The organism is Allobosea sp. P2_B12 (genome assembly GCF_056404835.1).
Map to the genome: position 1 here is coordinate 430,117 of NZ_JBFUDG010000003.1, position 15,498 is coordinate 445,614.

General features: G+C 66.7%; 14 protein-coding genes. 10 read left to right on the forward strand and 4 right to left on the reverse strand.

Features of this window, described 5'->3' with window-relative positions; translation table 11 throughout:
* The first annotated feature begins 2 nt into the window (after nt 1–2).
* Complete coding sequence (locus AC1DYU_RS10870) at nt 3–992, forward strand: ABC transporter substrate-binding protein (RefSeq protein ID WP_476791744.1); 990 nt, start codon at nt 3–5, stop codon at nt 990–992.
* Nucleotides 989–2,734, forward strand: coding sequence for an ABC transporter permease (locus tag AC1DYU_RS10875; protein WP_476791622.1), 1,746 nt, complete (start codon nt 989–991; stop codon nt 2,732–2,734). Before AC1DYU_RS10870 ends, AC1DYU_RS10875 begins: the two co-directional genes overlap by 4 nt.
* 64 nt (nt 2,735–2,798) lie before the next feature.
* Here AC1DYU_RS10875 and AC1DYU_RS10880 read toward each other — a convergent pair whose 3' ends face one another.
* Nucleotides 2,799–3,707, reverse strand: coding sequence for a LysR family transcriptional regulator (locus AC1DYU_RS10880; RefSeq protein WP_476791623.1), 909 nt, complete (start codon nt 3,705–3,707; stop codon nt 2,799–2,801).
* A 125-nt stretch (nt 3,708–3,832) separates the two neighbouring features.
* On the opposite strand from AC1DYU_RS10880, the gene AC1DYU_RS10885 reads away from it, so the two are divergent.
* From AC1DYU_RS10885 to nudC, 5 genes are all read left to right on the forward strand, one after another.
* A complete protein-coding gene (locus tag AC1DYU_RS10885; RefSeq protein WP_158485650.1) occupies nt 3,833–5,329 on the forward strand; it encodes a CoA-acylating methylmalonate-semialdehyde dehydrogenase in 1,497 nt (498 codons plus the stop codon).
* Nucleotides 5,330–5,367: 38 nt separating this feature from the next.
* Nucleotides 5,368–5,907: a hypothetical protein gene (locus AC1DYU_RS10890; protein WP_158485649.1), complete on the forward strand. Its 540-nt coding sequence runs from the start codon at nt 5,368–5,370 to the stop codon at nt 5,905–5,907.
* A 19-nt stretch (nt 5,908–5,926) separates the two neighbouring features.
* Nucleotides 5,927–7,075: an isobutyryl-CoA dehydrogenase gene (locus AC1DYU_RS10895; RefSeq protein WP_476791745.1), complete on the forward strand. Its 1,149-nt coding sequence runs from the start codon at nt 5,927–5,929 to the stop codon at nt 7,073–7,075.
* A gap of 113 nt (nt 7,076–7,188) precedes the next feature.
* Nucleotides 7,189–8,076, forward strand: coding sequence for a 3-hydroxyisobutyrate dehydrogenase (gene mmsB / locus AC1DYU_RS10900; RefSeq protein WP_476791624.1), 888 nt, complete (start codon nt 7,189–7,191; stop codon nt 8,074–8,076).
* A 78-nt stretch (nt 8,077–8,154) separates the two neighbouring features.
* Nucleotides 8,155–9,111 (forward strand): NAD(+) diphosphatase, encoded by a 957-nt coding sequence (gene nudC / locus AC1DYU_RS10905; RefSeq protein ID WP_476791625.1) that lies wholly within the window; start codon nt 8,155–8,157, stop codon nt 9,109–9,111.
* Here nudC and AC1DYU_RS10910 read toward each other — a convergent pair.
* From AC1DYU_RS10910 to AC1DYU_RS10920, 3 genes are read right to left on the reverse strand one after another with little or no spacing between them, the layout of a single operon-like run.
* Nucleotides 9,108–9,785 carry a VOC family protein gene (locus AC1DYU_RS10910; protein WP_476791626.1) on the reverse strand — a complete coding sequence of 226 codons (678 nt, stop codon included), beginning with the start codon at nt 9,783–9,785 and terminating at the stop codon, nt 9,108–9,110. The genes nudC and AC1DYU_RS10910 overlap by 4 nt on opposite strands.
* A gap of 3 nt (nt 9,786–9,788) precedes the next feature.
* Nucleotides 9,789–10,643, reverse strand: coding sequence for a prephenate dehydratase (locus AC1DYU_RS10915; RefSeq protein ID WP_476791627.1), 855 nt, complete (start codon nt 10,641–10,643; stop codon nt 9,789–9,791).
* Between the two features lie 24 nt (nt 10,644–10,667).
* Nucleotides 10,668–11,408 (reverse strand): 3-deoxy-manno-octulosonate cytidylyltransferase, encoded by a 741-nt coding sequence (locus AC1DYU_RS10920; RefSeq protein WP_476791628.1) that lies wholly within the window; start codon nt 11,406–11,408, stop codon nt 10,668–10,670.
* A gap of 221 nt (nt 11,409–11,629) precedes the next feature.
* Here AC1DYU_RS10920 and AC1DYU_RS10925 point away from each other — a divergent pair, with 221 nt between their 5' ends.
* The 3 genes from AC1DYU_RS10925 to AC1DYU_RS10935 all read left to right on the forward strand — a co-directional run bounded on the left by AC1DYU_RS10925 (nt 11,630) and on the right by AC1DYU_RS10935 (nt 15,463).
* Nucleotides 11,630–12,169 (forward strand): c-type cytochrome, encoded by a 540-nt coding sequence (locus AC1DYU_RS10925; protein ID WP_158485643.1) that lies wholly within the window; start codon nt 11,630–11,632, stop codon nt 12,167–12,169.
* Between the two features lie 197 nt (nt 12,170–12,366).
* Nucleotides 12,367–14,235, forward strand: coding sequence for an extracellular solute-binding protein (locus AC1DYU_RS10930; RefSeq protein WP_476791629.1), 1,869 nt, complete (start codon nt 12,367–12,369; stop codon nt 14,233–14,235).
* Nucleotides 14,236–14,377: 142 nt separating this feature from the next.
* Complete coding sequence (locus tag AC1DYU_RS10935) at nt 14,378–15,463, forward strand: microcin C ABC transporter permease YejB (protein WP_476791630.1); 1,086 nt, start codon at nt 14,378–14,380, stop codon at nt 15,461–15,463.
* Nucleotides 15,464–15,498: the final 35 nt, after the last annotated feature.

The window sequence follows — 15,498 nt, forward strand, 5'->3', positions numbered from 1 at the left end:
GGATCAAGGCGTCGATCGCAATCATCACGGCAGTACTTGCTGCCGGCAGCCTCGCCGCACCGCATGCGCTGGCGCAGTCCGTCGAGGGCAAGCTCGTGCTTTATACCAGCCAGCCCAACACGGACGCCCAGCAGACCATCGACGCCTTCAAGGCGAAGTATCCCAAGGTCGACATCAGCTTCGTCCGCGACGGCACGCCGCGCGTGATGGCCAAGCTCCGCGCCGAGATCGAAGCAGGCGCGCCGCAGGCCGACCTGCTGCTGATCGCCGACGCGGTGACGATGGAAGGCCTGAAAAAGGAAAACCGCCTGCTGGCGCATGACAAGGCCGAGACCTCGGCCTATCCGGCCGGCGTGCACGACCCCGCCAAGTTCTGGTTCGCAACCAAGCTGATCACGACCGGCATCGTCTACAACACCAAGGCTGCGATGAAGCCGACGAACTGGCTCGACCTGATCAAGCCCGAGGCCAAGAACCTGCTGGCGATGCCGAGCCCGCTGAACTCCGGCGCGGCGATGATCCACACCATCACCCTGACCGGCAATCTGCCGACCGGCTGGGCCTTCTATGAAGCCCTGCAGAAGAACGGCGCGCTCGCGGCGGGCGCCAATGGCGACATCCTGCGCCAGGTCGCGACGGGCGAGAAGCTCTACGGCATGATCGTCGACTTCATGCCGATCCGCGAGAAGGCCAAGGGCGCGCCCGTCGAGTTCGTCTTCCCGAGCGAGGGTGTCTCGGCCGTCAGCGAGCCGGTCGCCATCCTCAAGTCCAGCAAGAACCCGGAAGCCGCCAAGGCCTTCGTCGACTTCCTGATCTCGAAGGACGGCCAGGAACTTGCACTGAAGCAGGGCTATGTCGCGGCCCATCCCGACGTCGCCCTCCCGGCCGGCTACCCCGACCGCAGCGCGATCAAGCTGATGCCGTTCGACGCCGGCAAGGCGCTGGCCGACGAGGCGGCCTCGCGCAAGCGCTTCAGCGCGATCTTCGAGTGACGCTGGCCGCCCAGACGGACTGGCAGGAGACCAGGCCTCGCCCACTCTGGCAGGGCCTGAGCCTTCCGGCTGGCCTCGGCCTGCCGGCTCTGGTCGCGGCCTGCGCGATCGTGCTCGGCGGCCTGCCCTTTCTGCGGCTGGCGGCGGCTGCCTTCGCGCCGGGCTGGCAGTTCGCACCCGACGCGGCGCTGGCGGAAATCGGTAGCCGGGCTGCGATCAACGCGACGCTGCACACGCTCGAGACCGCCGGCCTCTCGGCCATCGGCGCGCTGCTGATCGGCGGCACCGCCGCGATCATGCTCGGCGTCACCGATGTGCGCGGCAAGCGGCCGATCGCGTTTGCGCTGGTCTTCTCGATGATGATCGCGCCGCAGGTGGCGGCGCTAGCCTTCTTGAGCCTGTTTGCGCCGCATTCGCCGATCCTCTCGCTGTTCGGCCTGTCGCCGGAGCCCGGCACGCCGAACCCGCTGCTCGGACGCGGCGGCATCGCGCTGGTAATGGCGCTGCATCACGCGCCGCTGGTCGCGATCACGCTCTGGACCGGCCTGCGCAGCGTGCCGCAATCCCTGATCGAGGCGGCGCAGATGGAAGGCGCTGGGCCCGGCACCATCGTCACGCGCATCCTGCTGCCGGTGCTGCGGCCGCAGATCATCGCGGCAGCCCTGCTCGCCTTCGTCGCGGGCATCGGAAATTTCGGGATTCCGGCGCTGCTCGGGCTTCCCGTGAACTATCTCACGCTGCCGACGCTGATCTATCGGCGCCTGTCGAGCTTCGGGCCGGCCGGTCTGCCCGACGCCGCCGCTTTGTCTGTGCTGGTCGCGCTGGTGGCGGGGCTCGGCATCATCGCCGGCATGCTGGCGACGCGGCGCGGTGGCGGCAAGGTCGAGATCGAGCGCCCGCTGCAGCCGTTCTGGCAGCTTGGCCGGGCGCGCCCTTTCGTGACGGGCGGGCTCTGGCTGCTGCTTGCGATCAAGCTCGGCCTGCCCTTCCTGGCGCTGCTCGGCGAGGCTCTGACGCCGGCGCTTGGCGTCGCGCTGACCTGGCAGAGCCTGACGCTCGACAAATTCGTCGAGGTGCTGCTGCGGCAGGACGTGACGGTGCGCGCCTTCCGCAACTCCTTCCTGTTCGCCGGCAGCGCCGCGCTGATCCTGGCGCTGGTTTCGGTCGCCTTCGCCTATGCGCTGGAGCGGCGCATGGGCAAGCTGCGGCGCGTCGTCGAGGTCGTCATCGAGCTGCCCTACGCGCTGCCCGGCGTGGTGCTGGCCATCGCCTGCATCCTGATGTTCCTGAAGCCGCTGCCCCTGCTCGGCGTCAGCATTTACGCCACGCCCTTCATCATCCTGTTCGCCTATCTCGCGCGCTTCCTGCCGCTGGCGCTGAAGGCGCCTGTCGCGGCGATGGCGCAGATCGAGGCGCATCACGAGGAGGCGGCGCGGCTCGACGGCGTGACGCTGTGGCAGATGCTACGCTTCATCGTCGCGCCGATCCTGGCCCCGGCAGCGACCGTCAGCGCGCTGATGGTCTTCCTCGTCGCCTTCAACGAACTGACGGTCTCGGCGCTGCTCTGGTCCTCGGGCACCGAGACGCTCGGCGTCGTGCTGTTCTCGCTGAAGGAGGCCGGGCTCGCCGGCGAGGCGGCAGCTGTCGCGATCAGCGCCTCGGCGGTCATCCTCGTGGCGATGCTGACGCTGGACCTGTTGGCGAAGCGGCTGCCGCAGAACGTGCTGCCCTGGCGGATCTGAGGGCGCCCCGCCCATCAGGCGCGGCGACGCATCGCCTTGTCCTCAGCGCTTAGGGCATGTTTTTTTAGGGCCTGCCCTCGCCCATCAGCAGGGCGCGGCTGGACTTGGCCTCGCGCACGACGAAATCGACGATGGCGCGGACGCGGGCGACATCCTTCAGATCGGCATGCACCAAGAGCCAGAATGAACGCGTGATCGAGACCGTCTCGGGCAGGACCGGGACGAGACGCGGCTCATCCTGCGCCATGAAATGGTGGATCACGCCGATGCCGGCGCCGCCGACGACCGCATTCATCTGCGCCAGCACGCTCGAACTCTGGACCTGCGCGCGCAGGCCCTTGGCGACCTCGTCGAGATAATCGAGCTCGGGCGTGAAGATCAGGTCGTCGATATAGCCGACGATGCGGTGGGAGAAGAGATCCTCCGGCTTTTCGACCTTCGGGCTCGAGTCGAGATAGGCCTGCGTGGCATAGAGGCCGAGGCGATAATCCGAGAGCTTGCGCGCCACGACCTTGCCCTCCTTGGGCGGGGCGAGCGTGATCGCGACATCGGCTTCGCGCTTCGACAGCGACAGCAGCCGCGGCATGGCGATGAGCTGGATCTCGAGGCCGGGATAGGCGCTTGCCAGCCCGGCGAGGCGGGGCGCCAGGAAGATCGTGCCGAAGCCATCCGGCGCGCCGATCCTGACCGTGCCGGCCAGCGCCATGTCGGCGCCGCCGATGTCGCTCTGGATCGCCAGCGCGTCGGTCTCCATGCTTTCCGCCCGGGCCAGCAGCCTCTCGCCATGGGCCGTCAGCGTATAGCCCTGCGGCCTTCGCTCGAAGAGCTTGGCCTTGAGGGATTCTTCCAGCGAGGTGATGCGCCGCGAGACGGTGGCATGGTCGGCCCCGAGCCGGCGCGCAGCCGCCGTCAACCGGCCCGAGCGCGCGACCGCCAGGAAGAAGCGCAGATCGTCCCAGTCGAACCGCTCCAAGCGCCCCTCCTCGATATTTGTGTTTCCGCACGACGCCTGATCCAACGTCGCTATAGCCGTGCGCAAACGAGAATGGTAGGGGTGCCCTGAGTTTCGAGACATCACCATTCGTAGGGGAGGACGCGATGCGTCAGGTTGGGCATTTCATCGGCGGCAAGCATGTCGCTGGAACCTCGGGCCGCACCGCCGACATCTACCAGCCGATGGACGGCACGGTGATCGGCAAGGTCGCGCTGGCCTCCCCGGCCGAGCTGCGTGCCGCCGTCGAGAACGCTGCCGAGGCCCAGACGAAATGGGCCGCCGTCAATCCGCAGCGCCGCGCCCGCGTGCTGATGAAGTTCCTCGACCTGATCGCCCAGAACAACGACGAGCTGGCCGAGCTGCTCGCCCGCGAGCACGGCAAGACCATTCCCGACGCCAAGGGCGACATCCAGCGCGGCGTCGAGGTCGTCGAATTCTCGCTCGGCGTGCCCAACCTGATGAAGGGCGAGTTCACCGACGGCGCCGGCCCCGGCATCGACATCTACTCGCTGCGCCAGCCGCTCGGCGTCGTCGCCGGCATCACCCCGTTCAACTTCCCGGCGATGATCCCGCTGTGGAAGCTCGGCCCCGCGATCGCCTGCGGCAACGCCTTCATCCTGAAGCCCTCCGAGCGCGACCCCGGCGTGCCGATGCGGCTGGCGGAGCTCTTCATAGAGGCCGGCGGCCCTCCCGGCATCCTCAACGTCGTCAACGGCGACAAGGAGGCCGTCGACGCGATCCTGGACGATCCCGACATCAAGGCGATCGGTTTCGTCGGCTCGACGCCGATCGCCGAGTACATCTACGCGCGCGGCTGCGCCAATGGTAAGCGCGTGCAGTGCTTCGGCGGCGCCAAGAACCATATGGTGATCATGCCCGACGCCGACATGGACCAGGCCGTCGATGCACTGATCGGCGCCGGCTACGGTTCGGCCGGCGAGCGCTGCATGGCGATCTCGGTAGCGGTGCCGGTCGGCAAGGCCACCGCCGATGAGTTGGTCAAGCGGCTGATCCCGCGCGTCGAGAGCCTGAAGATCGGCCCCTCGACCGACATGGCCGCCGATTACGGCCCGGTCGTCACCAAGGCGGCAGAGGAGAAGATCCGCTCCTATATCGATATCGGGCTCGCCGAAGGCGCGACGCTGGCGGTAGACGGGCGCGACTTCAAGATGCAGGGCTATGAGAATGGCTTCTATGTCGGCGGCTGCCTGTTCGACAACGTCACCAAGGACATGCGCATCTACAAGGAGGAGATCTTCGGGCCGGTCCTCTCTGTGGTCCGCGCCGAGAGCTATGACGAGGCGCTGAAGCTGACCAACGACCACGAATACGGCAACGGCACCGCGATCTTCACCCGCGACGGCGATGCGGCGCGCGACTTCGCCTCGAAGGTCCAGGTCGGCATGGTCGGCATCAACGTGCCGATCCCGGTGCCGCTGGCTTATTACACCTTCGGCGGCTGGAAGCGCTCGTCCTTCGGCGACCTCAACCAGCACGGCCCGGACTCGATCCGCTTCTACACCAAGACCAAGACGGTGACGGCGCGCTGGCCGAGCGGTATCAAGGATGGCGCGAGCTTCGTCATCCCGACGATGAGCTGAGGCCCGCGACACCGGGGCCTGGATCGGCGGAGGAGAGCATGGGGCGAGCGCTGCGCATCATCGCATCCTCGCTCGTGCTCCTCTCGGGAGCGGCGCAGGCGGCCGCGTTGGAGCCGGCCGCGCCTTATCAAACCTTGCCAGCCGGCGACGCCCTCTGTGACGCCGAGCCGGGCGAAGGCGTGGCCCTGAACGAAGACCAGCAGCGCCATTGCCAGGCGTTTCGGCAGAGCCGGGTCGAGGAGACGCGCCGGCGCAACCGGGAGCGCGTCCGACAGGTGATCGAGGAAAACCGGCAGAGGCGCGAGCGCGAAGCGAGTCTCCCGCCTCCCCCACCGCCCCCGGTCACCGTCGAGACCTTCATGGATGCCGGCAGCCTGTCCTATGGCGACGTGGTCGTGACCGACCGCGGGCCGCGGGTCTTCATCGGCAAGCCGATGGAGGCAGCGACGCCGGAGGACTTCGTCGCGATCGATTCGCCGCGTTCGCCGCACCGGGCGCGCGCGACGCAGTTCGACGGAGCCTTCCCCGAACGGCGGCCGGCGCGACCGCCCGCGCCCCGCCAGCAGCGTCAACCTTGAAAGGGCGCCAGCCTTGAGCCTGTTTTCCCTGAGCGAGGACCAGATCGCGATCCGCGACATGGCCCAGGATTTTGCGGCGGAGACGCTCGCGCCTAACGCCATGCGCTGGGACGAGGAGAAGCATTTCCCGGTCGAGGAGATGCGCGCAGCCGCCGCCCTCGGCATGGGCGGCATCTACATTGCCGAGGATGTCGGCGGCTCGGGACTCTCGCGGCTCGATGCGGCACTGATCTTCGAGGCGCTCTCGACCGGTTGCCCCACGGTGTCCGCCTATATCTCGATCCACAACATGTGCGCCTGGATGATCGACCGCTATGGCGACGAGGCGCAGCGCAAAACCTTCCTGCCGAAGCTCTGCACGATGGAGCATCTGGCGAGCTATTGCCTGACCGAGCCCGGCGCGGGCTCCGACGCGGCAGCCCTCAAGACGAAGGCGGTGCTGGATGGCGACCACTATGTGCTCGACGGGCAGAAGCAGTTCATCTCGGGCGCCGGCGTCTCCGACATCTATGTCGTGATGGTGCGCACCGGCGAGGCCGGCCCATCGGGCATCTCGACCCTGGTCGTCGAGAAGGGCACGCCCGGTCTCTCGTTTGGCGCCAACGAGAAGAAGATGGGCTGGAACGCGCAGCCGACGGCGGCGGTGATCTTCGAGAATTGCCGCGTGCCCGTCGCCAACCGGCTCGGGCCGGAGGGCATCGGCTTCAAGATCGCCATGGCCGGGCTCGATGGCGGGCGCCTCAATATCGGTGCCTGCTCGCTTGGCGGGGCGCAGGGCGCGCTCGACAAGTCGATCGCCTATGCCCAGGAGCGCAAGGCCTTCGGCTCGCGCATCGCCGATTTCCAGGCGCTGCAGTTCACGCTCGCCGACATGGCGACCGAACTGGAAGCGGCCCGCAGCCTGCTCTGGCGAGCTGCCGCCTCGCTCGACGCCAAGGCGCCCGACGCCACGAAACTCTGCGCCATGGCCAAGCGCGTCGCCACCGACACCGGCTTCACCGTCGCCAACCAGGCACTGCAGATTCATGGCGGCTACGGCTATCTCGCCGATTACGGGATCGAGAAAATCGTCCGCGACCTGCGCGTCCACCAGATCCTCGAGGGGACCAACGAGGTGATGCGGATGATCGTGGCGCGTGGGCTGGTCGGCCGGGCGAAGGGAAACTGACGCCGAAGGGCGATCCGGGATCGCGGGACGAGAATGCTTTTTTCTGATGACGATCCCGGGTCTGCGCTTCGCGCAGCCCGGGATGACACCAAGAGCGACGAGAGGACAGGACCATGAGCAGCATCGCCTTCATCGGCCTCGGCAATATGGGCGGGCCCATGGCCGCCAATCTCGTCAAGGCGGGGCATGAGGTCCGTGCCTTCGACCTCGTGCAGGCCTCGAAGGATGCGGCGGCCGAGCTTGGCGTCGGCATCGCCGGCTCCGGCAAGGAAGCCGTGGCGGATGCCGATATCGTCGTCACCATGCTGCCGGCCGGCAAGCATGTGCTCTCGGTCTGGGCCGACATTCTACCTGCGGTGAAAAAGGGGGCGCTGCTGATCGATTCCTCTACCATCGACGTCGAGAGCGCGCGCAAGGCGCATGCAATGGCTGGGCAGCATGGCTGCCTGTCACTCGACGCGCCCGTCTCGGGCGGCACCGGCGGGGCCAAGGGCGGCACGCTGACCTTCATGGTCGGCGGCTCGGATGAGGCTTTCGCGCTGGGTGAACCGGTGCTCAAGACGATGGGCCGGCGCATCGTGCATTGCGGCGCGTCCGGCAACGGCCAGGCGGCCAAGATCTGCAACAACATGATCCTGGGCATCTCGATGATCGGCGTGTCGGAGGCATTCGTGCTGGCCGAGAAGCTCGGCCTGTCGCATCAGTCGCTCTACGACGTGGCTTCCACCTCATCGGGCCAGTGCTGGTCGCTGACGACCTATTGCCCGGTGCCGGGCCCGGTGCCGACCTCGCCGGCCAACAACGAATACAAGCCCGGCTTCGCCTCGGCGCTGATGCTGAAGGACCTCAAGCTGTCGCAGGAGGCGGCGCAGGCTGCGGGCGCCTCGACGCCGCTCGGAGCGGCCGCAACGCAGCTCTACGGGCTCCACAATGCCTGGGGCGAAGGTGGTGCGGACTTCTCGGCCATCGTCCATCTGCTACGCGGGCGCGATGCTTCGTAAGTGTCGTGCCGCGTCAAGCGCGCGTGCCTCGTGAAGCGCCCTTGCATGACGGCGTAGAGCGGGGTTAGGACGGTTGCCATGAACGACGCCTCCCGCCCTCGCGAACGCTCGGCCCTCACGGGCTTTTCCGTCAACAGGCTCGATCGCCGTGAGGATTTGCGCAACGAGCCCGACGCGGTATCGGCGCTGCGCCATCGGTCGGATACGCGGATCGCGGTGGTCGCCGGCGAGACGCCGATCCTCAAGCGGCTCGACGGCGAGGCGCTGTCGGTCTGGTTCAGCCATGGCGAGACCCAGCTTCTCGGCGATGGGATCGAGGAGGCCTTTCTTGGCCTCGCGCCGGACGGCACACCACGCTTCGCGAGGCTGCTCGACCGGGCACAGGTCGAGCCCCTGCGCGAACGGCCGGAACTGTTCGTCACCGACCTGCGCTCGGTGGCGCTGAAGCGCCTTGTGCCCGAGGACGAGCTTGGCCCGCTCGGCGAAGGCAAGGCCCTGCTCGACTGGCACGCCCGCCACCGCTTCTGCGCCCAGTGCGGCAGCCCGACGACGCTCGGCGCCTCCGGCTGGAAGCGCGAATGCAGCGCCTGCGGCGCCCAGCACTTCCCGCGCACCGACCCGGTCGTGATCATGCTGGTGACGCGCGGCGAGACCTGCCTGCTGGCACGGCAGGCTCGCTTCGCGCCGGGGATGTATTCCTGCATCGCCGGCTTCATCGAGCCGGGCGAGACCTTCGAGGATGCGGTGCGTCGCGAGAGCTTCGAGGAAGCCGGCCTGCGCGTCGGCACCGTGCGCTACATCGCCTCGCAGCCCTGGCCGTTCCCGGGTTCGTTGATGATCGGCTGCATCGCGGAGGCGCTCAACGACGAGATCGTGCTCGACATGACCGAACTCGAAGCGGGCCGCTGGTTCTCGCGCGAGGAGGCGATCCAGATGCTGGAGGGCGCCCATCCCGAAGGCTTCACCAGCCCGCAGCACCTCGCCATCGCCAACACACTGCTCAAGGCCTGGGCGGTCGAGGGCGAGCGGGTCTAGCTCAGTTCCTTTAGGCCCGTCGGCGTTTCGATCCGCGCCAGATAGCGAAGCTCCGAGCCCTGCACGATGTCGGGCGGGCGGTCGATGACCAGTTCGCCGTAGAGCTTCGCGATCGTATCCGGCTCGGGATGGGCGAGGACGAGCGACCGCAACCTTGCGCCGAGATCGGCCATCGTCGCCATCGCGCGCGGCTTGCCGCGCCGGTCGATGAGGCAGGGCATCGCCCCGTCCAGCGGCAGTGAGCCGTCATCGGGGATCGCGAAATCGAAGGACGAATCGATCGGCGGAAGCGCGACCTTCCTGCCGAAAATGGCTTCGCGGCCAGCCAGGACGGCGTCGATGCCATCGGCTCGCGCGACCCAGCCGCGCAGGCGGCGGCCTTCGTCCCACGCACGTCGGACGCTCTTCTGATCATCGAGGCCGAACCAGCGCGAACGGCGGGGATGGCGACCTTCGGGGTCGAGCGCCACGATCTCCAGATAGACCGAGCCGCCGAGCTGCAGGAGATGGTTGTGGGTGCCCATGTAGCCGTGGCGCTGGCCGAAGGGGACGTCGAGATCGAGGCAGGCCCGGACATGGGCGACGCCCTCGGCCAGATCCGGCGCGATGACGGTGATGTGGTCGAGCTGCAGCAATGGTCCCTGCCCGGCTGTTACCCTGCCGGCAAGCAGCATGGCCTACTCCCCGGCCTCGGCGAAACTGTCGCGGAAGGGGTTGGCCGGGTAGACGCCGAGAATCCTGACCTCCTTGGAGAAGAAGGCGAGTTCATCGAGCGCCCGCCTCAACCCCGGATCGTCCGGATGCCCCTCGACATCGGCGTAGAACATCGTCGCCGAGAAATGCCCGTCGACCATGTAGCTTTCGAGCTTGGTCATGTTGATGCCGTTGGTCGCGAAGCCGCCCATCGCCTTGTAGAGCGCGGCCGGCAGGTTGCGGACCTGGAAGATCAGCGTCGTCACGGTCTTGGCGCCGCCCTGGCGGGCAAACTCAGGGTATTTCGACAGGATCACGAAGCGCGTCGTGTTGTGCTTCTCGTCCTCGATATCCTCTATCAGGATATCGAGCCCATAGACCTCGGCCGCGATGCGCGGGGCGATGGCGGCGCGGCTGAAATCGGCGGCCTCCGAGACCTGCCTTGCCGAACCAGCGGTATCGGCGGCGACCTCAGCCTTGAGCCCGAGCTTGCGGATGATCTTGCGGCACTGGCCGAGCGCATGGATATGGCTCTGCACGGTCTTCAGCGTCGCCAGCGTCGCGCCCTTGACCGCCATCAGGTGGAAGCGGATCGGCAGGAAATGCTCGCCGATGATGTGCAGCCCCGAGCGCGGCAGCAGATGATGGATGTCGGCGACGCGGCCGGCGATCGAATTGTCGATCGGGATCATGCCATAGCGCGCCGTACCGTCGGAGACCGCCGCCAGAGCATCCTCGAAGGTGGCGCAAGGCAGGAGTTCACAGTCCGGGAAAACGGCAAGCGCGGCCTGCGAGGAGAAGGCGCCGGGTTCGCCCTGATAGGACACGATGACGGGCATAGGACTTCAGGCTCCGACGCGGGCTTACTTGAGGTGGGCTTGGAGGATCGCGCGAGCGCGATCCAGATCGGGCGGCGTATCGACGCCGCGAGGGACGTGATCGATGATCATCGCGTCGATCCGCATACCGTCCTCGAGTGCCCGCAACTGTTCGAGGCTCTCACGCTTCTCGAGGATGGATTGCGGCAGGCTCACGAAGCGGTCCAGCGCCGAGCGGCGATACGCATAGATCCCGACATGGTGGTAGAGCGGCCCCTCGCCGTAAGGGGCGGTCGCGCGCGTGAAGTAAAGCGCCCTAAGCCGGCCCGGTGCGACATGGCTGCCGACGAGCTTGACCACGCTGGGCGCCGCTTTCTCCTCGTCATCGGTGATAAGGCCGACGAGCGTGGCGATGTCCACAGCGGAATCGACGAGCGGGGTGATCGCCGCAGCGATAGCCACGGGTTCGAGCGTCGGGAAATCGCCCTGGACATTGACGATGATGTCGTGGCGCCGCTGCGGATCGAGGATGTCGGCAGCCTCCTTGATGCGATCCGAACCCGAGGGGTGATCGACGCTCGTCATCACGGCGCGGCCTCCCACGGCCTCGACAGCGGCAAGAATGTCGGCGGAATCCGTTGCAACCGCGACAGGCCCGATGCCCGCTGCGACGGCGCGGCGCCAGACCCGGACGATCATCGGCTCGCCATGGATGTCGGCGAGCGGTTTACCGGGCAGGCGCGTGGCCTTCATGCGGGCCGGGATCAGGATCAGCGGGTCTGACATCGGAATCGGCGAAACTCGTCGGTGCGCGCTGCGGCGTGGGTCTTGGGCGCAGGCGCGATGTGAAGCGTCAAAAGGTCTCAAAGCGGAGGGTGCTTATACGAGTTGCAATGCAGCGCGCAAAGCGGTTAAGCAACGCTCGGCTGTCGGTGCTTCCAGGCTCCGGCCAATGCGATGTCTTGCCTCCTGCGCACAGGCGTAGGGCGGCCGAGGGTTCGGATACGATGGATATCGAAACCAACAAGATCGCCGGTGCGGCTCTCTCCACCCTGCTCGTGGTGCTGGGCCTCAACATGGTCGCCGGCATCGTGTTCGCGCCGCACAAGCCGGCGGTGCCGGGCTTCGATCTGCCGAGCGCCGAGCCGGCCTCCGCCGGGGGCGCAGCGGCTCCCGCAGCCGACGAGCCGATCGCGGTTCGCCTTGCCAAGGCCGATCCGGCCAGGGGCGAGAAGGCCGTCGGCGCCTGCAAGGCCTGCCACACCTTCGAGAAGGGCGGTCCCAACAAGATCGGCCCGCATCTTTATGACGTCTATGCCCGGCCCAAGGCCGGAGTCGAGGGCTTCGCCTATTCGGCTGCGATGAAGGGCAAGGCGAGCGAGAAATGGGAGGCCGAGCAGCTCGACGGCTTCCTGAAGAACCCCAAGGCCTATATGCCCGGCACGATCATGGCCTTCGCCGGCATCAGCAAGCCCGATACGCGCGCCGATGTGATCGCCTATCTCGACACGCTGTCGGATTCGCCCAAGCCCCTGCCGAAGCCCTGACCACGGCCGCCGCAGGCCCACGTTTCGATTGCAAGCCGGGCCTCGTGCCCGGCTTTTGCATGTCCCATCTCGGCATGGCCCGCCTTGCTCTTATGTCGCCTTGATCCTGCCGCGACAGTGACAGCACATCGCGCCATTGCCGTAGCAGTCGTCGCAGGCGACATAGGACGTAGCGAATCGAGGGAGTGAGCCGAACCATGGCGATGCGCATCACCCGCCGCAGGCTGATCGAAGCCGGGAGCCTGATCGCGGCCAGCGCCGGCCTGCCCAGCCTGACTGGACCCGCCATGGCTCAGGACGCGGAGGTCCACGGGCTGTCGACCTTTGGCGAACTCGGCCTGCCCCTGGATTTCCCGCATTTCCCTTATGTGAACCCCAAGGCCCCCAAGGGCGGCACGCTGACCGTCCAGATCAAGCGCGCCGGCGGCAATCAGAGCTTCGACACCTTCAACACGCTCAACACCTTCGTCTTGCAGGGCGACGGGGCGGCGGGCATGGATGCCTGCTTCGACAGCCTGATGGCCGGCTCGGGCGACGAACCGAACACGGTCTATGGGCTGCTGGCGAAGAGCGTCGCGATCTCCCAGGACAAGCTGACCTACCGCTTTCGGATGCGGCCCGAGGCGCGCTTCCATGACGGCTCGCGGGTGAGCGCGAAGGATGTCGCCTTCAGCATGAACCTGCTCAAGTCCAAGGGGCATCCCTCCTACCGGCTGATGCTGAACGAGCTGGTCTCGGCTATCGCCGAGAGCGACGACATCTTCGTCGCGCAGCTTTCGCCCAAGCGCAGCCGCGATCTCCATCTCGTCGTCGCAGGCTTGCCGGTCTTCTCGGAAAAGTACTGGTCGACCCGGAATTTCGAAGCCTCGACGCTGGAGGCTCCGCTGGGCTCGGGCGCCTACAAGGTCGGGCGCTTCGAACAGGGCCGTTTCATCGAATTCGACCGCGTGCCCGACTACTGGGCGAAGGATTTGCCGGTGAATGTCGGCACCAACAATTTCGACCGCGTGCGCTGGGAGTATTTCCGCGACCGGCAGGTGGCGTTCGAGGCCTTCAAGAGCGGCGTCATCACCTTCCAGGAGGAGTTCACCTCGCGGATCTGGGCGACCGGCTACGACTTCCCGGCGATCAAGGAGGGCAAGGTCAAGAAGGAGCCGCTGCCGAAGACCGAGCCGATCGGCTCGCAGGGCTGGATCTTCAACCTGCGTCGCGAGAAGTTCGCCGATCCGCGCATCCGCGAGGGGCTCGGCCTCGCCTTCGACTTCGAGTGGACCAACAAGAACATCATGTTCTCGTCCTTCTCGCGGATGACCTCCTATTTCGAGAACTCCGATTCCAAGGCCGTCGGCCTGCCCTCCCCCGAGGAACTGAAGCTGCTGGAGCCGTTTCGCGGCAAGGTGCCCGACGAGGTTTTCGGCGAGCCCTATCTTCCGCCGGTCAGCGACGGCTCGGGCAGCGACCGCAACCTGCTGCGCCGCGCCGACGAGATGCTGCGCGCCGCCGGCTGCAAGCGCGACGGCAACGTGCTGAAGCTTCCCAACGGCCAGCCCTTCGAGATCGAGTTCCTCGATTCGCAAGGCGCGCTGCAGCCGCATACCCAGCCCTTCCAGGCCAATCTCAAGCGGCTCGGCATCAACGCGACCTCGCGCATCGTCGATGGAGCGCAGTATCAGCGCCGCCTCGACGAGTTCGACTTCGACATCATCAGCCGGGCGCTCGGCGGCAGCTCGATCCCGAGCGATTCCTTGCGCATCGTCTATGGCTCGGAAGCTGCCAAGACGCGTGGGTCACGCAATGCCGGCGGCGTCGCCAACCCCGCCATCGACGCAATGATCGAGGCGATCGGCCAGGCCGACAGCTATGCCGAAGTGGTGGTGGCGGCCAAATGCCTCGACCGGCTGCTGCGGGCCGGGCGCTACTGGATCCCGATGTGGTGGAACGCCAGCGAATGGCTGGCCTATTGGGACATGTTCGACCGGCCGCAGACCAAGCCGAAATACTCTTCCGGCGCACCGTCGATCTGGTGGTACGACGCCGAGAAGGCGAAGCGGATCGGGAAGGCATGATGGCGTTGGCTCTCGCCCGCTTTCTCCGTCATGGTCGGGCTTGTCCCGACCATCCACGTCTTCCCTCGTCGAGCGCTATGACAAAGACGTGGATGCTCGCCACAAGGGCGAGCATGACGCACAGACATGACAGACGCACCGCATGCTGAGCTACATCGCGCGCCGCATCGCCCTGATGGTGCCGACGCTGTTCGGCATCCTGCTGATCTCCTTCGTGATCGTGCAGTTCGCGCCGGGCGGGCCGGTCGAGCGCGTGATCTCGCAGCTCCAGAACCCCAATAGCGGCGCTTCGGATCGGGTCGGCGGCGGCTCGGGCGGCGATTCCGGCGCACAGTCGGGCGACTCGTCCTATCGTGGCGCGCAGGGGCTCGACCCCGCCTTCATCAAGGAGCTCGAAAAACAGTTCGGCTTCGACAAGCCTGCCCATGAGCGCTTCGGCAAAATGCTGTGGGACTACATCCGCTTCGATTTCGGCCGGAGCTATTTCCGCGACGCGCCGGTGCTGCAGTTGATCAAGGAGAAGCTGCCGGTCTCGATCTCGCTGGGACTGTGGATGACGCTGCTCTCCTACGCGATCTCGATCCCGCTCGGCATCCGCAAGGCGGTCAAGGACGGCTCGCGCTTCGACACCTGGACCAGCGCGGTCGTGATCGTGGGTTACGCCATCCCAGGATTTCTGTTCGCGATCCTGCTGATCGTGCTCTTCGCCGGCGGCTCGTTCTGGCAGATCTTCCCGTTGCGGGGGCTCTACTCGGATAACTTCTCGGAGCTGAGTGTCTTCGGGAAGATCGCGGACTATCTCTGGCACATCGCCCTGCCGGTCACGGCGATGGCACTCGGGGCATTCGCGACCTCGACGCTGCTGACCAAGAACTCCTTCCTCGATGAGATCAGGAAGCAATACGTCCTGACCGCCCGGATGAAGGGCCTCTCCGAGCGCGGGGTGCTCTACGGGCACGTCTTCCGCAACGCCATGCTGATCGTGATCGCGGGCTTTCCCGGCGCCTTCGTGCACGCGCTGTTTGCCGGCTCGCTGCTGATCGAGACGATCTTTTCGCTCGACGGCCTCGGCCTGTTGTCATTCGAGGCGATCGTCAATCGCGACTACCCGGTCGTCTTCGCCAATCTCTACATCTTTTCGCTGATCGGCCTGTTCGTGCATCTCATCACCGACCTGACCTACACCTGGGTCGATCCCCGCATCGATTTCGAGACGCGGGAGACCTGAGTTGAGCGACACGCTTCTCGACGCCCCGCCGCCTG